Source organism: Pseudomonas sp. JV245A (assembly GCF_032424515.1).
GTDB lineage: Bacteria > Pseudomonadota > Gammaproteobacteria > Pseudomonadales > Pseudomonadaceae > Aquipseudomonas > Aquipseudomonas protegens.
The window spans coordinates 1-19,438 of record NZ_VYKE01000114.1; the positions used below are offsets into that span (position 1 = coordinate 1).

A 19,438-nucleotide genomic window follows, 5' to 3' on the forward strand; every position below is an offset into this window, starting at 1 on the left:
CGGCAGCGGCTACAGGGTGCATGGGGTATATTCGGGCCATTCCCTTAACGCCATGCGACCCGCCATGAAACTCGCCCCCGACGATCTCGACAGTATCACCGCCACCACCCTCGGCCACTACCAGCAGGTGGCCGAGGACTTTCGCGAAGGCACCCGCGACCACGACGTCAGCCAGAACATCGACGCGCTGCTGCGGCACATTCAGGGCTCGGCGCCATTCACCGTGCTGGATTTTGGCTGCGGACCCGGCCGCGACCTGCAGGCCTTCACCCGCCTGGGCCATGTGGCCATCGGCCTCGACGGCTGCGAGCGCTTCGCCCAGATGGCCCGGGAAGACAGCGGCTGCGAAGTCTGGCAGCAGGACTTCCTCAAGCTCGATCTACCGGCGGCTCACTTCGACGGCATCTTCGCCAACGCGGTGCTGTTCCACATTCCCCGCCAGGAACTGCCGCGGGTGCTCAAGCAACTGCATGCCAGCCTCAAGGACGGTGGCGTACTGTTCAGCTCCAATCCCCGGGGTAACAACCAGGAAGGCTGGAACGGCCCGCGCTATGGTGCCTACCACGACCTGGCGGCCTGGCAGGCGTTGCTGACGGATGCCGGGTTCGTCGAGCTGGAACACTACTATCGCCCCGCCGGCCTGCCCCGGGAACAGCAACCGTGGCTGGCCAGCGTCTGGCGCAAGGCCTGATCCCCCTGCGAGGAGCCAACTCGCCAACGAAGGCGATTTCGGATCAGGTGCTCGCCTTCAGGCCCCCTTTCGCTGGCAAGCCAGCTCCTACGGAAATAGCCAGCGCCTACGAGGCCGTGGGCCGGGTGCGCTCGGTGTCCTTGCTCGGTTCCTTGATCTTGTACCAGGCCACGTACAGCGCCGGGAGGAACAGCAGGGTGAGCAAGGTGGCAACGATGATGCCGCCGATCATGGCGTAGGCCATCGGCCCCCAGAACACTTCCCGGGCAATCGGGATCATCCCCAGGCTGGCCGCCGCCGCGGTCAGCAGGATCGGCCGCCGTCGATGGTGGGTGGCTTCCAGCACCGCATCCCAGGGGTGATAGCCCTCGCGCTCGTATTCGTCGATCTGGGTCACCAGGATCACCGAGTTGCGGATGATGATGCCGATCAGCGCCAGGATCCCGAGGATCGCCACAAAGCCCATAGGCGTGCCCGTGGGCACCAGGGCCAGGACCACGCCGATCAGCCCCAGGGGCGCCACACTGGCCACCAGGAACAGCTTCTGCACGCTGTGCAGCTGGATCATCAGGAAGGTCGCCATGAGGAACAGCATCAGCGGCACCACCTTGGCGATCGGCCCCTGGGCCTTGCCGCTTTCCTCCACGGTGCCGCCGGTGGCCACCGAATAGCCGGCGGGCAGTTGCGCGGCGAAATGGTCGATGTCCGGCTTCAGTTGCTTGACCAGGTCGGTGGGCTGGATCGCATCGCGCACCGCGGCCTTGATGGTGATGGTCGGCTTGCGGTCGCGACGCCACACCAGCGGCTGCTCCAGCTCGTAGCGCACGCTGGCGAACGCCAGCAGCGGGATCGAAGTGCCGTTGGGGGTGACGATCTGCAGGTTCTGCAGGGTTTCCGGGGAGCCGCGCTCGTTGTCGTCGGCGCGACCGACCACGTTGATCAGGTAGATGTCGTCATGCACCTGGGTCACGGTGGAGCCGCTGACGATGCTGTTCATCAACTGCGCCACGTCTTCGGAGGACAGCCCCAGTTGCCGCGCCTTGTCCTGGGCGATGTCGATGCGCAGCACTTTGCCGGGCTCGTTCCAGTCGTAGATGATCTCGCCGATGTGCGGGTTCTTGTCCAGCTCGGTGGCCAGTTCGATGGCGTGCTTGCGCACCTGGTCGATGTCCTTGCCACTGACCCGGTACTGAATCGGCCGCCCCACCGGCGGGCCCATTTCCAGGGCCTGCACATAGCTGCCGATGCCGACGAAATCTTCCCGCAGGCGTTTCTGCAAACGCTGGGTCAGGGCCGTGCGCTGCTCCAGGCCCTTGCTGACGATCACCAGCTGGGCGTAGTACGGGTTCTGCAATTGCTGGTCCAGGGGCAGGTAGAAACGGATCGCGCCCTCGCCGATGTAGGTGCTCCAGCGCTCGATGTCCGGGTCGTCCTTGAGGGTGGCCTCCAGGCGGTCCACGGCCTGGCGGGTCTCGTTGATCGAAGCGTTCTGCGGCAGGTTGAGGTCAACGAGGATCTCCGGCCGGTCCGATGACGGGAAGAACTGGTTCTGCACGAAACGCATGCAGAACACCGAAGCCACGAACAGCAGCACGGTGATGCCGATGGCCCACCAGCGGTTGCGCATGGCCCACAGCAGGCCACCGTTGAAGGCCCGTCCGATACGCCCCGGCTCATCGGAATGGGGTTTGACGTTGGTGCTGAGGATGTGGATGCCGATCACCGGGGCAAACAGCACCGCCACGATCCAGGACACCAGCATGGCTACCGCGATCACCGCGAACAGGGTAAAGGTGTACTCACCGGCAGAACTGGCGTTGAGGCCGATGGGCACGAAGCCGGCCACGGTCACCAGGGTCCCGGTGAGCATGGGAAAGGCGGTGGAGGTGTAGGCGAAGGTCGCTGCCTGCTCCTTGCTCTCGCCCTTCTCCAGCCGCGTGACCATCATTTCCACGGTGATCATCGCGTCATCCACCAGCAGCCCCAGGGCGATGATCAGCGCCCCCAGGGAGATCCGCTGCATGGTGATGCCGCTGTACTCCATGAACACGAAGACCATGGCCAGCACCAGCGGAATCGAGCAGGCCACCACCAGCCCGGCGCGGACCCCGAGGCTGATGAAACTCACCACCAGCACGATGATCACCGCCTCGAACAGGGCACTGGTGAAACCGCCCACTGCCTCTTCCACCACCTCGGCCTGGTCGGAAACCTTGTGCACCCCGACGCCCACCGGCAGGTCGGCGGTGAGCTGGTCCATGCGGGCGTGCAAGGCCTTGCCGAAGTCCTGGATGTTGCCGCCCTTCTTCATGGCGATCGCCAGGCCGATGGCCGGCTTGCCATTGAAGCGGAACAGCGGCGTGGAAGGGTCGACATAGCCGCGGCTGATCTCGGCGATGTCCGCCAGCCGGTAGAAGCGGTCGTTGAGCCGCAGGTTGACCGTGGCCAGGTCCTTCTCCGAGGCGAACTGCCCGGACGTGCGCACCGAGATGCGCTCCGGCCCTGCCTCGATCACCCCGGCCGGGGTCACCGCGTTCTGCGATTGCAGGCTCTGCAGGACCTGGCGCTGGTCGATGCCCAGGGCCGCCAGCTTGCGGGTGGAGAAGTTCAGGTAGATGACTTCGTCCTGCTCGCCGACCATCTCCACCTTGCCCAGGTTCGGCACTTCGCGGATCTGCGCCCGTACCTGCTCCACGTAGTCGCGCAGCTGGCGCATGCTCAGGCCATCGGCGGTGAAGGCGTAGATCGAGCCGAACACATCGCCGAACTCATCGTTGAACCCCGGGCCCTGCAGGCCCTGGGGAAAGTCGCCGCGGATGTCGTTGATCTTCTTGCGTACCTGGTACCAGATCTCGGGGATGTCCTTGGCACTGGTGGTGTCGCGCAGGTAGACGAAAACCGTCGATTCGCCGGGGCGGGTGTAGCTTTTCACGTAGTCCAGCGAGTCCAGCTCTTCGAGTTTCTTCTCGATGCGGTCGGTGACCTGCTTCAGGGTTTCTTCCTGGGTCGCGCCGGGCCAGCGGGTCTGGATGACCATGGTCTTGATGGTGAAGGACGGGTCTTCCTCGCGCCCCAAATTCATGTAGGAAAACACGCCCATCAGCAGCGCGACGAACATCAGGTACCAGACGAAGGACTGATGTTTGATCGCCCATTCGGACAGGTTGAAGCTCCCTTTGCTGTCGGGCGTCATTGTGCGCGGTCCTCATCGATTTTGACTTTCTGCCCCGGCTTGAGGCTGTTGACCCCGGCACTGACCACCCGCTCGCCGGGCTTGACGCCCTGGCTGATCAACGCCGAAGCGCTGTCGCGGCTGAGCACCGTGACCTCGCGCGGAGCCACCGTCTGGCTCTGGGGGTCGACGACCCAGATCCGGGTCTTGCCCTGCACCTCTTGCAGGGCGGTCAGCGGCACCTCGGTGCGCGGCTCGATGGCGGTGCTCAGGGTCACGCTGATGGCGGTGCCCAGGCGAAAGGCTTCGGGGGTGTCCTTGAGGGTCAGGCGCGCACGGCGGGTACGGGTCGCACTCTGGGCCTGGGGTTCGATCTCGCGCACCGTGGCAGTGGTGTTGATGCTTGGGTCCAGCTGTGCCGCGACCTTGAATTCCACACCGGCCGGCAACTGGTCCACCAGGCTGGCCGGCAGGTCGATCACCGCTTCCTTGATCTCCGGTCGGGCCAGGGTCACCACTTGCTGGCCGGCGGTCACCACCTGCCCGGCCTCGGCGTTCCAGGCGGTGATCACGCCGCCGTGATCGCTGCGCAGTTCGCTGTAGTTGAGCTGGTCCCGGGCCTGGCGCACCGAGGCCTTGGCCTGGTCCAGGGAGGCACCGGTGGTCTTCAGGTCGGTCTGGGCGATGTCCAGTTGCGCCTGGGCGCCCACGCCGCGATCGAACAGTTCCTGCTGGCGCCGGGCATTGGCCTGGGCGTTGATCCACTGCGCCTCGACCTTGGCCAGGTCGCCCTGGGCGGCCCGCAGCTGGTTCTGCTGGTCGGTGGGGTCCAGAGTCGCCAGCAAGTCCCCGGGGCCCACTTCGGCGCCGACATCGACATTGCGGTTGGCAATGCGCCCCGGCACCCGGAAGCCCAGGTTGGTCTCGTAGCGGGCCTGGATGGTGCCCGCAAAACGCCCCAGGCTTTCCTCGGCCTGGGGCGCCACCCGGAACGACAGCACCGGGCGCACCGGCTCCGGCGCCGGCTCTTCCCTGGAGCAGCCCAGCAACAAGGCGCTGGCACACAACAACGGCAGCAGGCGCTTCATGGCTGTGCTCCCTGGTCGCTCGTTTGCGAGGCGATCTCCACGAACATCCCCGGGTGCAGCAACTGCCCACCCGCCACCACCACTTTCTCGCCGCCCTTGAGGCCGTCGCTGATGATCACCTTGCCGGTGAGGTAGCGCCCGACCTTCACCGTGTGCAGGGCCGTCTTGCCGTCCTCGCCCACCAGCCACACGGCAGGCTCGCTGAGGTTCTTGGTCAGGGCCGACCAGGGCAGCACCACACTGGCCTTGCCATGGGCCCGGGCGGTGGCGCTGACCACCGAGCCCAGGTCCATGCCCGCCGGCAACGAATCGAGCACCACTTTGACCTGCACCGTGCCGCTCTGGGCCGAGACCACCGGCGTCACCTCGCGCACCTTGCCGGTGGTGGTCACCTTGGGGTTGTCCAGCAGGCTGATGTGAATGGTTTCCTGGCCCGGTGGCTGCATCAGCAGCGACTCGTAGACGTTGAACACCGCATCGCGCTCGCCATCCCGGGCCAGGCTGAAGATCGGCACCGTGGCCTGCACCACCTGGCCGACCTCGGCCTGGCGCGCGGTGATCACCCCCGGAGCCTCGGCCACCAGCTCGGTGTAGCTCAGTTGCTCGCGGGCGTTGGCCAGTTGCGCCTGGGCCGCGCTCAGGGCGCTCTGGCTGCTGCGCAGGGCGGCCTGGGCCGAATCGTATTCGCTCTGGCTGGTGTAGCCCTTGGGCAAGAGTTTCTGCTGGCGGACAAACGCCGCGCCGGCCTGCTTGACCCGGGCCTGCTCGGCGAACACCGAGGCCGCGGCAGAATCGACATTGGTCTGCAGGTCCTTGGGATCGAGCTTGGCCAGCACCTGTTGCGCGGTAACCCGATCGCCGACATCGACCATGCGCTGGATGATCTTGCCGCCGACGCGGAACGACAGTTCGGTCTGCACCCGGGCCTGGACGTCACCGGTCAGGGTCACCGAAGGGGCGAAGTCACTGCTCTGCACCTCCAGGATGCGCACCCGCGGGCGCTCCTTTTCCCCGGGCTTTTCCGCCCCGCAGCCGCCAAGCAGCAGCAACAGGGTCAATCCCACTATCCACTTCGAATTGAACGCAGCCATGCAGGCTCCTTTTGCGTGATGCTGTCTCGCCAGTGACGTTACGACTGTGAGCTTAGAACAGGGTTCAACCGCTGCACGCCAGTCTCATCAGAGAGGGTTTCGGTGGCGCGGAGCCTGCTCCCGCTGGCCGGCCGGCGCCCCGGGGCGCAGCAGCCGCAACGGCCCTCGACGCGCTCTATCCTGGCAAGCACAACGTCGGTTTCGAGGGCCGCCGCAAGCAAGCTGCGGCTCCACAAATCAGGCACACTGCGCACCACGCAACAGGAGACCCGGCATGCTCAAGACCCTGGCGGTGGCCAACTACCGCTCCATCAACAAACTGGTGATTCCCCTGGGTCGGCTGAACCTGGTCACCGGCGCCAACGGCAGCGGCAAGTCCAACCTGTATCGCGCCCTGCGCCTGCTGGCGGAGACCGCCCAGGGCGGCGTGGTCAACGCCCTGGCCAAGGAAGGCGGGCTGGAATCGACGTATTGGGCCGGGCCGGAACAGATCAGCCGACGCATGAGCCAGGGCGAGGTGCCGATCCAGGGCGGGCCGCGCAAGGCCGCCAGACGCCTGCAACTGGGCTTTGCCGGTGAGGACTTCGGGTACGCGATCAGCCTGGGGCTGCCGGATTCCAGCGGCCATTTCATGTTGCCCGGGCACAGCTCGCCGATTGCCTCGCGCTTCACTCTCGACCCGTGGATCAAGCGCGAGAGCATCTGGGGCGGGCCCCTGTACCGCTCGGCCAGTGCCCTGGTGGACCGCCAGGGCCCGATGATACGAGCCCGTGCGGGCCGCCAATGGGAGGTGCTGGCGCAGCACACGAGCAGCGGCGACAGCCTGTTCGACCGGGTGGGCAACCTGAGTTCATCACCCGAGGTCCTGCATCTGCGCGAGCAGATCCGTGGCTGGCGTTTTTATGACCACTTGCGCACCGACAGCCAGGCACCCGCGCGCCGACCACAACTGGGCACCCGCACCCCGGTGCTGCACCATGATGGCCGGGACCTGGCCGCCGCGTTGCAGACCATCATCGAAGTGGGCGATCAGCAGGCATTGCACGAAACCATCAGCGATGCCTTCCCGGAGTCGCGGCTGGAGATCGATGCCGTTCCGGGGGGGCTGTTCGGGGTGCAGTTCTATCAGGAAGGCCTGTTGCGACCGTTGTCGGCCGCGGAACTGTCCGACGGCACCTTGCGCTACCTGTTGCTGGTAGCGGCCCTGCTGACCCCACGACCACCGACCCTGATGGTGCTCAACGAACCGGAGACCAGCCTGCACCCGGACCTGTTGCCGGCCCTGGCGCGCCTGATCATTCGCGCCTCGCAGCAGTGCCAGGTGTGGGTGGTGTCCCACGCCCGGCGGCTGATCGCAGCCTTGCAGCAAGACCCCGAATGCAACTGCATCGTGCTGGAGAAACAACTGGGCCAGACCGGCATCGTCGGCCAGCGCATGCTGGACGAACCGGCGTGGAACTGGCCCGATTGACCCCTCCCCGCCGGCCCCGACTGCCATGCCCCCCGTAGGAGCCAGCTTGCTGGCGAAGAGGCCCTCAAGCCCTGCACCGCCCTCGCGGGCGCCTTCGCTGGCAAGCCAGCTCCTACGCGGAGGGAGAAGGGCTCAGCCCTGCCATTTGCCGCCTTCGACAATCACGCTCTCAGGCTTGGTGTCGTCGCTCAGCTCTTTGCGCACGTACTGGTCATACAGCTTGAGCAGGTATTTCTCTTCGCCCAGTTTGGCCAGTTCGGCATTCACCCAGTCCCGCAGTTCGATGTTGCCTTTCTTCACCGCCGGGGCAATCGGCGCCTGTTCGCCCAGGGTCTGAGGCAATACGCGGTAGCCCGGGTTCTGCTTGGACCAACTGAACAGAATCAGGTTGTCCTGGGCATAGGCGTCACCGCGACCGTTGGCCAGGGCTTGCAGGGACTCGGTGTTCTTCTCGAACTTGAGCAGTTTCCAGTCCGGGTGGTTCTGGGTCAGCCAGATGTCCGCGGTGGTGCCGGTGGTGACGATGGTGGTGCGGCTCGCCAGGTCATCCAGGCTCTTCACTGCACTGCCTTCAGGCACCAGGGCCTGGACCGCCACCTTGAGGTTGGGGTTGGTGAACTCCACCGCTTCCTTGCGCTCCGGGGTCACGGTCATGTTGGCCAGGATCAGGTCGACCTTGTCGCTCTGCAAGAAGGGAATGCGGCTGGCCGGTTCCACGGCGACGAATTCAACCTTGTTCTCGTCCCCCAACAGGTCCTTGGCGAATTGCCGGCCGATGTCGGTATCGAAGCCCACGTAGCGCCCGGTTTCATCGACGAAACCGAACGGCGGCTTGTCGGTGAATACACCGACGATCAGCTTGTCCCGGGCCTTGATCTTGTCCAGGTAGCCGGCCGCCGGCGCGGCGCTGGCAGCGGTGGCCGCAGGCTTGGGTGCATCATTGGATTTATCGCAGCCGGCCAGCAGGGCCAGACCGAACAGCGGCAGTAACAACAGCGAAGACTTGGCAGTTTTCATAAGAGCTCCAGTTCCTTTTTAGGGGCTTTCTTGGGCAGTGCTTCAACGAAGGAGAACTTCTCCAGGAACTGCTGCGCGCGTGCGCTCTGCGGGTTCGTGAAGAAAGCCTCGGGGGTGTTCTGTTCCACGATGCGCCCGCCGTCCATGAACACGACACGGTCGGCCACGGCCCGGGCGAAGGCCATTTCATGGGTGACAATCAACAGGGTCATGCCGTCGCGGGCCAGGCCCTGGATCACTTGCAGCACTTCCTTGACCATCTCCGGGTCCAGCGCCGCGGTGACCTCGTCGAACAGCATCACCTGGGGGTTCATGCACAACGAACGGACGATGGCGATGCGTTGCTGCTGGCCGCCGGAAAGCTGCCGGGGAAAGGCCTCGCGCTTGTCCAGCAGGCCCACTCGTTCCAGCAGCGCCTCGGCCTGGGCCCGGGCTTCCCGGGGCTCGCGCTTCTGTACCTTGAGCGGCCCCAGGAGGATGTTGTCCAGCACGTTCATGTGGGGAAACAGGTGATAGCTCTGGAACACCATGCCGATCTGCTGGCGCACCTGGCGCCAGTCGGTGGCGGGGCTCAGCAGTTCGCGCCCGGCAAAACGCAGGTGGCCGCTGTGGGCGGTTTCCAGGCCGTTGAGGCAGCGCAACAGGGTGCTCTTGCCGCAGCCGCTGGGGCCGAGGATGACGATCACCTCACCCGCCGCCACGCAGAGGTCGACCTCCTTGAGCACCTGCTGCGGGCCGAAGAACTTGTTGAAACCCTGGAACTCGATCAATGCGCTCATGCTTGCGTCCAGCGCCGTTCCAGCACGCGGGAGGCGGCCGACAACGGGTAGCAGATAAAGAAGAAAAACAGAAACAGCACGCCGTAGATCAGCACCGACTCGTAGGTGCGCTCGATGATCTGCTGGCCGACCTTGATCACGTCCACCACGCCGATCAGCACCGCCAGGGAGCTGGTCTTGATGATCCGCGTGTAGACGTTGATGGTCGGTGGCGTCATGCGTTTCAGCGCCTGGGGCAGCAACACGTAGCCGTACAACTGGGTACCGGAAAGGCCGATGGACAGCCCTGCCTCACGCTGGCCTCGAGGCAGGGACTGCAGCGCCCCGCGCACCACCTCGCCGACCTCGCTGGCGCCCCACAGCGACAGCACCAGCACCGCGCAGGTGAAGCTGGGAATGCTAATGCCGAAGAAGATCGGAAAACCGAAGAACAGCAGGTACAGCCAGACCAGCACCGGAATCGCCCGGAACAGCTCCAGGTAGATCCGCAGCGGCACGTCCAGCACCTTGCGCTGCAGGCTGCGCAGCACGCCATAGAGCACGCCGCCCAGGGTGCTGAAGGCAATGCTCAGCAAGGAAATCGACAAGGTCTGCGCAGCGCCCCTGGCCAGTTGCTGCAGGGACACCAGCAACAGCTCAAGACCCGAACTGGCCATGCTGCAACCTCCTTTCCAGACGGCTGAGCAACAGCGACAGGGGCAGGAACAACAGCACGCAGATCAGCGTCAGCACCGCGAGCATTTCGTAGGTCTTGTAGTACAGGGCGATGTAGCTCTTGGTGGTGTAGAGAATTTCCGGCACCGCCACCGCCGAGACCACGGTGGTTTCCTTGAGCAGGAAAATGAAATTGGCGAACAGCGATGGCAGGCTGAGGATCCCGGCCTGGGGCAGGATCACGTAGCGCAGCAACTGCCACTGCGACAGGCCGATGGAACGCCCCGATTCCAACTGCGCCTGGGGCACGGCTTCCACGCCGGCCCGCAGCACCTCGGTGAGGTAGGCGCCGCCAAGAAAAGTCATGGTGATGATCGCCGCGGTGAAGCCGGAGACCTTGATCCCCAGGGCCGGCAAGGCGAAGTAGACGAAGAACAGCTGGATCAGCAGCGGTGTGTTGCGCGCCAGTTCCACGTACAGGCCGATCAGCCGGTGCAGGTAAGGGGTGCGAAATACCAGGAGCGTGGCGTTGATCAGGGCCACCAGCAGGGAAGTGCCGATGGCGATCAGGCCGACCTGCAGGGTTACCCCAACGGCTTTGAGAAAGGCCGGCAGGGTGCTGAGGATAAAGGCGTAGTCGAGGGTCATTGAAAGTCCTGGACGCCGCTGGGGTACAGCGGCGGTGGTGCAGTCCATGGGGCGATGGGTAACCGCCCGGCTGCCGCGACTTTATAGCTATAAAAAGCAGAATTTAAATACCGTTAAGGCATATTGATATCACCCAAAAACCTAACCCGCGGATTTGCCGGGCTGGCGCAGGGCTACTACCTTTTCTACCGGGTCGAACGGAGCTTTCGCGCCCATCCCCCCACTGGACGCTGCACCTCTCAAGGACGACCACCATGGCCGATGCAAAGACCCCGCAACCCCTGGACCCCCATGAACTGATGAAATGGCTGGCGGCCCTGCGCCGGGCCACCCAGCCCACTGCCAAAAACACCGCTGTATAGGCGCCGGCTCCTACGGTTTTTCGGGCGCAATAAAAAACGCCGACGCTGCGCTAGCCGTCGGCGTTTAAACCTTGAAGGGGTTTGTCGCGTCAGTAGCCTAGTTCATCAGAACGCCGGCAGTACTGCGCCGCTGTATTTTTTCTCGATGAAGGCTTTGACTTCCGGGCTGGTCAGGGCCTTGGCCAACTTCTGGATGGCCGGGCTGTCCTTGTTGTCCGGGCGAGCCACCAGGTAGTTCACGTAAGGCGAATCGGAACCTTCGATGATCAGCGCATCCTTCGCCGGGTTCAGGCCGGCTTCCAGGGCATAGTTGGTGTTGATCATGTCCAGGTCAACCTGGTCCAGGACCCGCGGCAGCATGGCCGACTCAAGTTCCTTGAACTTGAAGTTGTGCGGGTTCTTGGCGATGTCCTTGGGCGTGGCCACGGCGTTCTTCGGGTCCTTGAGCTCGATCAGGCCGGCCTTCTGCAGCAGGATCAGGGCGCGGCCGCTGTTGCTGCCTTCGTTGGGGATGGCGATGGTTGCGCCATCTTTCAGCTCGGCCAGGGTCTTGACCTTCTTCGAGTAACCGCCGAAAGGTTCGACGTGCACGCCGATCACGGTTTCCAGGTGGGTGCCTTTGCCTTCGTTGAAGCTTTTCAGGTAGGGCAGGGTCTGGAAGTAGTTGGCGTCCAGGCGCTTCTGGTCGACCTGCACGTTGGGCTGCACGTAGTCGGTGAAGACCTTGATTTCCAGGTCCACGCCTTCCTTGGCCAGGGTCGGCTTGATCAGCTCGAGGATCTCGGCGTGGGGCACCGGGGTCGCAGCGACCACCAGCTTCTCGCCAGCCTGGGCGATACCTGCGCTCAGGGCTGCCGCCAGTGCGGTGAACAACAGAACTTTTTTCATGCAAGGTCCTTAGGTGTCGAGGTCGACGACGGCTTCAAATAGGGAACTGATTGAGGTGCCAGTGAAGTGCCACTGCTGGCGTGAGGCGGACAATACCGAGATTTTTTATTCCCGAACAATATCTTTTATTCACGTTCATATTCCATTTTGTTCATACAGCCTCCCGGCGCTCTAGCCTGCGATTTCCCACCTGCCAGGCCAGCCTTGGTAGTAGCCGGCTTGCCGGCGAAGAGGCCCTCAGGCCTTGCATCGCCCTTGTGCACGCCTTCGCTGGCAAGCCAGCTCCTACGGGTCGGATTTGAAATCGTCTTGTGTAGGAGCCGGCTTGCCGGCGAAGAGGCCCTGAGGCCTTGCATCACCCTAACGAACGCCTTCGCTGGCAAGCCAGCTCCTACGGTGGCCGGGGTTTCAGGTCAGGGCGGTGCGTTGCAGCAACTGGTGCAGCGCCTGGCGCTCGACAGCGGATCCGATCTCGGCGATCTGCTGCAACAACTGCTGGATCTGCTCCAGCGGCGAGGGCGTCGGCGGCAGGTTGAGGTGCTCGGGCAGTATCTCCTCGCCGCTGCTGACCAGCAGCGCAAAGTGGATGACGTTCTCCAGCTCCCGGGTGTTGCCCGGCCAGCTGTGGCGATTCAGGGCCTGCTGCGCGGCTTCGCTGATCAGCGGCACCGGCAGGTCCAGGCGCTGGCTGTAGATGCCGAGGAAGTATTCGGCCAGGGACTCGATGTCTCCCACCCGTTCCCGCAGCGCCGGCAGTTCCAGCTGGCCTTCGCTGAGGTAGCGATACAGGCGCTCGTGAAACTTGCCCGCCGCCACCGCCTGGGCCAGGTCGATGCTGGTGGCCGCCACCAGGCGCACGTCCACCGGGCTCGGTTGCTGGGCGCCGACCCGGGTCACTTCGTGGTTCTCCAGGGCGGCCAGCAGCTTGGTCTGGATCGGCAGCGGCAGGTCGCCGATTTCATCCAGGTACAGGGTCCCGCCGTTGGCCGAGCCGAACCAGCCGGCGCGGCTGCTGGCCGAACCGCTGAAACTGCCGGCGGCATAACCGAACAGTTCGGCGTCGGCGTAGGTCGGGCTGATGGCGCCGCAGTTCACCGAGACGAACAGGCCACTGCGATCGCTGGCACGGTGGATGTGCCGGGCCAGCAGCTCCTTGCCGGTGCCGGTTTCGCCACGGATCAGTACCGAAACCGAACGCGGCGCCAGTTGCTCCAGCTCTTCGCGCAACTGCCGCGAGCGCGGGTCGACGAACACCAGCGCCTTGGCGCGGATGCTCAGGGGGCTTTTCTCGGCATCGGGGAAGGTCAGCAACGGCTGACCGAATGGGGTATGGGCACTCATGGCAGGCTCCCGCCCCAGACCGCCGGGGGACGGGGCGTTTAAACGAAAAAAGGACGATCAGGCACGACGCAGGGCGTGTTGTTCCATGCGGTTCTGCAAGCGGTACAGATAGGCGAAACCCTGCTCCCAGCGATGGTGGCCGGACTTGACGTTGATATGGCCGGCGCCGGCCAGGATCCCGGCTTCGGCGCCCCAGTCACGGGCCAGCTCCAGGGCCCGCGGCGCGCTCACGGCACTGTCGTTATCCGAGCTGACCACTTGGCTGGGGAACGGCAGCAGGTGCCGGGGGATCGGCGCGAAATTGCGCAGCGCCGGGGCACAGGCCGGGCGCTCGACGTCCGCCGGGGCCACCAGCAACGCACCGCGCACCTGGCGCAGGGCCGCTACGGGCGCGCGCGCGGCCCAATGAGCCACGGTAATGCAACCCAGGCTGTGGGCAATCAGAATCACCGGAGTGTCGTCGGCGGCAATGGCCTCGGCCAGGGCCGCCACCCAATCTTCGCGGCGCGGCGTCAGCCAGTCGGCCTGCTCCACCCGCGCGCTGTTGGGCAGGCTGTTCTGCCAGTGGGTTTGCCAATGATCTTCTGGCGATCCTTGCCAGCCCGGCACAATCAAGTAGCGAATGGATTCGTTGCGCATGGGGAACTCTCCTGCTGCGTGTCTGTTCCCGGACGAGTATAGGGAGGGGATTTATATTCGTTAAGGAATAAGAAGCTATTTATTAATGCCTTAAACGAATATAAAACTTCCCCCCGGCCTCCGTAGGAGCCGGCTTACCGGCGAAGGGGCCCGCAAGCCTTGCGTCGCACTCAAGGACGCCTTCGCTGGCAAGCCAGCTCCTACATCTGGCGCGATTACGGCGGTGTTCTTGTAGGAGCCGGCTTGCCGGCGAAGAGGCCCGCAAGCCTTGCACCGCGCTCAAGGATGCCTTCGCTGGCAAGCCAGCGCCTACGGCTGGCGCGATTTCGGTGGGGGCCTTGCGGGGGCTTTTCGCCAGGCAAAAAAAAGGCCGCACCCTGCCAAGGAGACGGCCTGAAAAGTCGTGGCGTTGTTGCTCGGTCTCAGCGCGCGGTAATCACCGACAGTTTGGTGATGCCCGCACGCTCGATGGACGCCATGGCCCGGGCCACTTCGCCGTAGTTGACGCCATCGTCGGCCTGCAGCTGGACCCGCACTTGCGGGTCCTTGGCCTTGGCCGCTTGCAAGTTGGTTTCCAGCAGGTCCGGCTGGATCTCGTCCTTGTTGATAAAGAGTTTGCCGGCACCGTCGATGCTCACCACCAGCGGGTCTTTCTGCTCCACCGGGGCCACGGCCTCGGTCTTGGGCAGGTTGATCGGAATGGCGTTGGTCAGCAGCGGCGCGGTGACGATGAACACCACCAGCAGCACCAGCATCACGTCCACCAGCGGTGTGACGTTGATCTCACTCAGCACTTCATCGCTGTCTTGGGTGGAAAAGGCCATGTCAGGACGCCTCCTTCACTTTTTGCGGGCTGCCCTGGGCCGCGGCCTTGTGCACGCTCGGGTGGATCAGCACGCGGAAGGAGTTCTTCTGCGCCAGGCTGTAGAAGTCGTGGGCGAAGTCGTCCAGGTCCGCGGCCGTGAGCTTCAGGCGCCGCAGGAAGTAGTTGTAGACCAGCACCGCCGGCACTGCGACGGCGATCCCCACCCCCGTCGCCACCAGGGCTGCGCCAATGGGACCGGCCACGGTTTCCAGGCTCGCCGAACCAGCAGCGCTGATGCCTTTCAAGGCTTCCATGATCCCCCACACGGTGCCGAACAGGCCGATGAAGGGCGAGGTGCTGCCGATACTGGCAACCACCGCCAGGCCGGTTTCCAGGGAACGACGCTCACGCACGATCTGCTGGCGCAGGGCACGTTCGAGACGGTCCTGGTGGTTGATTGCCTGGCTCAGGTCCGCCGCGTGGGGCGCTTCGCCAACCTGGATCGCCGCATAGCCGGCCTGGGCCACCCGGGCCGCCGCGCCAGGCTGGGTTTCACTCAACGAGGCAGCGGAGTCGAGGCTGGACGCTGCCCAGAACTGATTGTGGAACTTGCGATCCTGGGACTTGAGGCGGGCGAACTGCACGCCCTTGACCAGGGCCAGGCCCCAAGTGGCGACGGAGAAGACCACCAACAGCCAGATCACCGCGCTTTCGATGGATTCCAGTGGAGATGCCAGTAACGTCATGATGTGTTCCCTCTGTGTAAGCGTTTAGCGCGTGTTGGTTGATCGGCCTTGCGGCTCAATGAATCTTGAAATCTATGGGTACGCTGACCCAGCCGTCCTGGGCCACGTCGCCCTGCTTGGCAGGGACGAAACTCCAGCGCTTGACCGCGGCCAGGGCGGCGTCATCGAGTTGCTGGCGACCACTGCTCTTCTGGATCTGGATCTCGCCTGGCTTGCCGCTGGCCAGTACATGCACCCGCAGCAGCACCGTGCCTTCCCAACCGCGACGCTGGGCCAGCGACGGATATTCCGGCGCCGGGTTCTTCAAGTACGCGGCATTCGCCGAAGCCGGGGTCACGGGCGCCGGGGCCGGTGGCGCGGGCGGAGCCGGAGCGGCTACCGGGGCCGCGGGCTGTGGCGGCGCCGGAGTCTGCTGCACCGGTTTGGGCGCAGGTTTCGGCTCGGGCTTGGGCACCGGCTTGGGTTTGGGTTTGGGCACCGGCTTGGGCGGTGGCGGCTTCACGGCCAGCTCGTCCTCCACTGGCGGTGGCGGCTCCACCACCGGCTGTACCGGCTGTGGCGGTGGGGGCTCGACCACCGGCGGCGCCGGGCGCGAGAACTCGATGGTCATGGGCGGGATTTCCGGCGGTACGATCGGCAGCACCGGGGTAGGCTTCTGGCTCAGCCAGTAGATCACTGCCGCGTGCAGTACCAGGGCCGCGGCGCCGAGGATGATGGCCTCACGGCGACGCAATATCCCCTTGGGCGTGCGTTGCAGGCGCAATTGGCCCAGCGGCAAGCGGTGAGGCCGGCCGAGGTCGACCAACTCGCCGCTCGGTGCCTGGCGCCACAGCACCTCGTGTGCACTGGCGGCGGTCTGGACATTGCCCATGGATTCACTCCCTACGATCTTTTGAAAAACCCGGCACCGGCGTTTGAACTGCCCCCACGCAACGGTGCCGCGGGGTCAATGATCAGTGCCCCGTGCTTATCTCTTAAAGTAATCTTTCAAGTTATAGATAGATCGAAATCGAATACATGATTTCGCGAAAAAGCCCCAGGCCCCGTGGTTCAAGGGCTGCAGCCAGGAGGGAAAAACACCATGCCTTGCGGGCATCGAAAATATTCCCGCAAAGCATCGAAACAAGACGCTTGGCGGGGGATGGAACAGCTCTCCAAGCAGCAGCGCCCCCTCAAGATCAGCCCTTGCGCTGCTTGAACAATCTTGTGAAGGGGCATTCCAGGGCCGCTGGGGCACTGTGCTACCGGCATGAGGCGACGAGATCCCGGCGGCCGCCTGTTATCGAACGCGCGACGGCTAGACGAAGCTGTTCCGCAACTCGCCCCCCGGATGATCGGCCTGTACAGCCCTGGTGCAGACGAACCTGGCCAACCAGCAGACAGTCATCGCCTGGCCACTTGCGGCTTGACGCTTGCCACTGCCCGCAACTGTTCCTGTAGCTCCTTGCCGGCCCGGCTCAAGCCACTGCCGGCGTACAACGCCAGGCGCACGCCCTGGATGTCCGGCAAACCGCTGTCGGCGTCGAGCACGCGATGCCCCTTGCCCAGCACCCGTACCGGCAACAGGCTGATGCCCAGGCCCGCCGCCACCGCCGAACAGACGCTGGCCAGGCTGGCGCTGGAATAGGCGATGCGCCACGGCCAGCCTCCGACCTCCAGGTGATGGAGCATTTCCTGGCGGTACAGGCCGCCCACCGGGAACGCCACCAAAGGCAGCGGATCGCGGCCAAAGGCGGGCTGGCGAACGCTATCGACCCAGCACAGCGGCTCGGGCCAGGAGTCCACGCAGTCATCGCTGTGGCCCATCTGCTTGACCAGCAGCAGGTCGAACTCACCCCGCCGGTACTGGCGCAACAGCTCCGGGCCCAGGCCGCTGCTGACCTCCAGGCGCACTGCCGGGTAGTCCAGGCCAAAGCGCGAGAGCATGGGCATCAGGCGCTCGGCGGCGAAATCTTCCGGTACCCCGAGGCGCAGGACTTCTTCGCCGCGCTGGTTGACCAGCATATCGCTGGCCTCTTCATGCAGCGCCAGGATGCGCCGGGCGTAGGCCAGCAGCCGCTCGCCCTCCACCGTGGCCACCACCCGGCGCTGGTCACGGTCCAGCAACTGGCAGCCCAGGCTCTCTTCCAGGCGCCGCACCTGCTGGCTCACAGTGGACTGGGTGAGGTGCAGGCGCTCGGCGGCGCGGGTGAAGTTCTGGCTGTCGGCGACCGCGACAAAACTGCGTAACAACACCGGATCCAACATGTTGACCTACCATCCTGACTGCCACTGGTTGGCATGATTATATTTAATTTCAGAATACCCAGGGCCGTCACCATACTTCCCTTTCATCAGCCGGAACGGGAGGTTCTCATGCAACTCAAGCGTTTTCTCAAACGCGGCCTGATCGCCGCCGGCCTGTTCACTGCGGGGGTGGTCATGGCCAGCGATGGCGCGTTGCTGGAAGCGGTACGCAAGGGGCAACTGCAACAGGTGCAACAGTTGCTTGAGCAAGGCGCGGCGCTCGATGGCCGTGGCCTGGACGGCAGCAGCCCGCTGCTGGTGGCCACCCGGGACAACCGCATCGACATCGCCCGGGCGCTGATCGAGGCCGGGGCCGACGTCAACCGCAAGAACCTGATCCAGGACAGCCCCTACCTGCTGGCCGGCGCCAGCGGTCACAACGAAATCCTCAAGCTGACCCTGGCCCACGGCGCCGACCTCAAGAGCACCAACCGCTACGGCGGCACCGCGCTGATCCCGGCCTGCGAACGCGGCCACGTGGAAACCGTGCGCCTGCTGATCGAGGCCGGCGTCGAGCTGGACCACGTCAACCACCTGGGCTGGACCTGCCTGATGGAAGCCATAGTGCTGTCCGACGGCGGCCCGGCGCACCAACAGATCGTCGCCCAACTGATTGCCGCCGGCGCCGACCTGAACCTGCCGGACCGTGCCGGCCTCAGCCCGTTGCAACAGGCCGAGCGCCGTGGCCAGGGCGCCATCGCCAAGCTGCTGCGCGATGCCGGCGCTGCCTGAGCCGGCCCCTCTTTTGAAGGAACCTTGCATGCACGACGATCAACACTACCTGCAACAGGCCGTGGCACTGGCCCGGCGCAATGTCGAACAGGGCGGCCGCCCGTTCGGCGCATTGCTGGTGCGCAACGGCCGGGTACTGGCCGAGGCGGTGAATGAAATCCACCTCAGCCAGGACCCCACCGCCCACGCCGAGATGCTGGCCATCCGCGCCGCCAGCAGGCAATTGGGCCCGCGCCTGGATGGTTGCGTGATCTACGCCAGCGGCCAGCCCTGCCCCATGTGCCTGGCCGCCATGTACCTGTGCGGCGTGTCCCGCGCGGTATTCGCTGCCAGCAATGAGCAAGCTGAGCCGTTCGGCCTGTCCACCGCGGCCATCTACCAGCAACTGAGCAAGCCCCTGGAAGCCCAGCGCCTGCCGGTGCTGCACCTGCCCCAGGCAGCGATGAGCGCCCTCTACCAGGATTGGCAGGAGCGTCATGCAGCGAACTGAATCCACCTTCCAGCGCTGGGCCGGCTGGGCCCTGCTGGTGTGCCTGGGGCTGAACCTGCGGCCCATCCTCAGCTCGGTCAGCCCGCTGCTCAACGAGATCCGCGGCGCCACCGGCATGAGCTTCCAGAGCAGCGCCTGGCTCACCAGCCTGCCGGTGATCTGCATGGGCCTGGTGGCCTTGCTCGGTGTACGCATCGAAGCCCGCCTGGGCGAGCGTCGGGGCGTTTCCCTGGGCTTGCTGCTGGTGCTGCTGGCCTGCCTGGTGCGGCTGTTCTTCGGCCAGGCCGCGGCCTTGCTCGCCACCGCCCTGCTCGGCGGCGCCGGGGTGGCCTTGATCCAGGCTCTGGTACCGGCGTTGATCAAGCGCCAGTTCCAGCACCGGGTGGCCCTGGCCATGGGCGTCTACTCGGCCTCGCTGATGGGCGGTGGCGGCATTGCCGCCCTGCTCAGCCCGCAGCTGGCCAGCCACTTCGCCAACTGGCAGGCGGGGCTTGGCGTCTGGCTGCTACCGGCGATGGCGGCGCTGCTGCTCTGGGCC

General features: G+C 65.0%; 19 protein-coding genes. 5 read left to right on the plus strand and 14 right to left on the minus strand.

Features of this window, described 5'->3' with window-relative positions:
• Positions 1 to 64 precede the first annotated feature (64 nt).
• A complete protein-coding gene (locus F6S12_RS23620; protein WP_123431254.1) occupies positions 65 to 691 on the plus strand; it encodes a class I SAM-dependent methyltransferase in 627 nt (208 codons plus the stop codon).
• 106 nt (positions 692 to 797) lie between these two features.
• Here the strand turns inward: F6S12_RS23620 and F6S12_RS23625 are convergent, their stop codons facing one another.
• From F6S12_RS23625 to F6S12_RS23635, 3 genes are read right to left on the minus strand one after another with little or no spacing between them, the layout of a single operon-like run.
• Entirely contained in the window at positions 798 to 3,884 is a 3,087-nt protein-coding gene (locus F6S12_RS23625) for an efflux RND transporter permease subunit (protein WP_011058618.1), read from the minus strand.
• The gene (locus tag F6S12_RS23630) at positions 3,881 to 4,951 is read right to left on the minus strand and encodes an efflux RND transporter periplasmic adaptor subunit (RefSeq protein WP_315869373.1); all 1,071 of its coding nucleotides are present in this window, start codon (positions 4,949 to 4,951) and stop codon (positions 3,881 to 3,883) included. Before F6S12_RS23630 ends, F6S12_RS23625 begins: the two co-directional genes overlap by 4 nt.
• A complete protein-coding gene (locus tag F6S12_RS23635; protein WP_011058616.1) occupies positions 4,948 to 6,042 on the minus strand; it encodes an efflux RND transporter periplasmic adaptor subunit in 1,095 nt (364 codons plus the stop codon). Before F6S12_RS23635 ends, F6S12_RS23630 begins: the two co-directional genes overlap by 4 nt.
• A 274-nt stretch (positions 6,043 to 6,316) precedes the next feature.
• On the opposite strand from F6S12_RS23635, the gene F6S12_RS23640 reads away from it, so the two are divergent.
• A complete protein-coding gene (locus F6S12_RS23640) occupies positions 6,317 to 7,513 on the plus strand; it encodes an AAA family ATPase (RefSeq protein WP_011058615.1) in 1,197 nt (398 codons plus the stop codon).
• Positions 7,514 to 7,645: 132 nt separating this feature from the next.
• On the opposite strand, the gene F6S12_RS23645 is transcribed toward F6S12_RS23640, so the two are convergent.
• The 11 genes from F6S12_RS23645 to F6S12_RS23695 form a co-directional block, all read right to left on the minus strand.
• The gene (locus F6S12_RS23645) at positions 7,646 to 8,530 is read right to left on the minus strand and encodes a transporter substrate-binding domain-containing protein (protein ID WP_011058614.1); all 885 of its coding nucleotides are present in this window, start codon (positions 8,528 to 8,530) and stop codon (positions 7,646 to 7,648) included.
• Positions 8,527 to 9,309, minus strand: coding sequence for an amino acid ABC transporter ATP-binding protein (locus F6S12_RS23650; RefSeq protein WP_011058613.1), 783 nt, complete (start codon positions 9,307 to 9,309; stop codon positions 8,527 to 8,529). Before F6S12_RS23650 ends, F6S12_RS23645 begins: the two co-directional genes overlap by 4 nt.
• On the minus strand, positions 9,306 to 9,965 hold the full coding sequence (locus F6S12_RS23655; protein ID WP_315869374.1) for an amino acid ABC transporter permease: 660 nt from the start codon (positions 9,963 to 9,965) through the stop codon (positions 9,306 to 9,308). Before F6S12_RS23655 ends, F6S12_RS23650 begins: the two co-directional genes overlap by 4 nt.
• The gene (locus F6S12_RS23660) at positions 9,946 to 10,611 is read right to left on the minus strand and encodes an amino acid ABC transporter permease (protein WP_011058611.1); all 666 of its coding nucleotides are present in this window, start codon (positions 10,609 to 10,611) and stop codon (positions 9,946 to 9,948) included. Before F6S12_RS23660 ends, F6S12_RS23655 begins: the two co-directional genes overlap by 20 nt.
• A 467-nt stretch (positions 10,612 to 11,078) precedes the next feature.
• Positions 11,079 to 11,861: a MetQ/NlpA family ABC transporter substrate-binding protein gene (locus F6S12_RS23665; RefSeq protein ID WP_011058610.1), complete on the minus strand. Its 783-nt coding sequence runs from the start codon at positions 11,859 to 11,861 to the stop codon at positions 11,079 to 11,081.
• A gap of 408 nt (positions 11,862 to 12,269) precedes the next feature.
• The gene (locus F6S12_RS23670; RefSeq protein ID WP_011058609.1) at positions 12,270 to 13,202 is read right to left on the minus strand and encodes a sigma 54-interacting transcriptional regulator; all 933 of its coding nucleotides are present in this window, start codon (positions 13,200 to 13,202) and stop codon (positions 12,270 to 12,272) included.
• A gap of 57 nt (positions 13,203 to 13,259) precedes the next feature.
• Complete coding sequence (locus F6S12_RS23675) at positions 13,260 to 13,841, minus strand: alpha/beta hydrolase (protein WP_011058608.1); 582 nt, start codon at positions 13,839 to 13,841, stop codon at positions 13,260 to 13,262.
• A gap of 422 nt (positions 13,842 to 14,263) precedes the next feature.
• Positions 14,264 to 14,665 (minus strand): ExbD/TolR family protein, encoded by a 402-nt coding sequence (locus tag F6S12_RS23680; protein ID WP_011058607.1) that lies wholly within the window; start codon positions 14,663 to 14,665, stop codon positions 14,264 to 14,266.
• Position 14,666: 1 nt separating this feature from the next.
• Entirely contained in the window at positions 14,667 to 15,392 is a 726-nt protein-coding gene (locus F6S12_RS23685; RefSeq protein WP_011058606.1) for a MotA/TolQ/ExbB proton channel family protein, read from the minus strand.
• A gap of 55 nt (positions 15,393 to 15,447) precedes the next feature.
• Positions 15,448 to 16,263 carry an energy transducer TonB gene (locus tag F6S12_RS23690; RefSeq protein WP_011058605.1) on the minus strand — a complete coding sequence of 272 codons (816 nt, stop codon included), beginning with the start codon at positions 16,261 to 16,263 and terminating at the stop codon, positions 15,448 to 15,450.
• 512 nt (positions 16,264 to 16,775) lie between these two features.
• Positions 16,776 to 17,639: a LysR substrate-binding domain-containing protein gene (locus F6S12_RS23695; protein ID WP_011058604.1), complete on the minus strand. Its 864-nt coding sequence runs from the start codon at positions 17,637 to 17,639 to the stop codon at positions 16,776 to 16,778.
• Between the two features lie 108 nt (positions 17,640 to 17,747).
• Between F6S12_RS23695 and F6S12_RS23700 the strand changes: the two genes are divergently transcribed.
• The 3 genes from F6S12_RS23700 to F6S12_RS23710 all read left to right on the plus strand — a co-directional run.
• The gene (locus F6S12_RS23700) at positions 17,748 to 18,410 is read left to right on the plus strand and encodes an ankyrin repeat domain-containing protein (protein WP_011058603.1); all 663 of its coding nucleotides are present in this window, start codon (positions 17,748 to 17,750) and stop codon (positions 18,408 to 18,410) included.
• A 28-nt stretch (positions 18,411 to 18,438) separates the two neighbouring features.
• The gene (locus F6S12_RS23705) at positions 18,439 to 18,900 is read left to right on the plus strand and encodes a nucleoside deaminase (RefSeq protein ID WP_015633729.1); all 462 of its coding nucleotides are present in this window, start codon (positions 18,439 to 18,441) and stop codon (positions 18,898 to 18,900) included.
• A partial coding sequence (locus F6S12_RS23710) for an MFS transporter (RefSeq protein WP_315869375.1) occupies positions 18,887 to 19,438 on the plus strand: 552 nt, incomplete at its 3' end. The genes F6S12_RS23705 and F6S12_RS23710, both read left to right, overlap by 14 nt.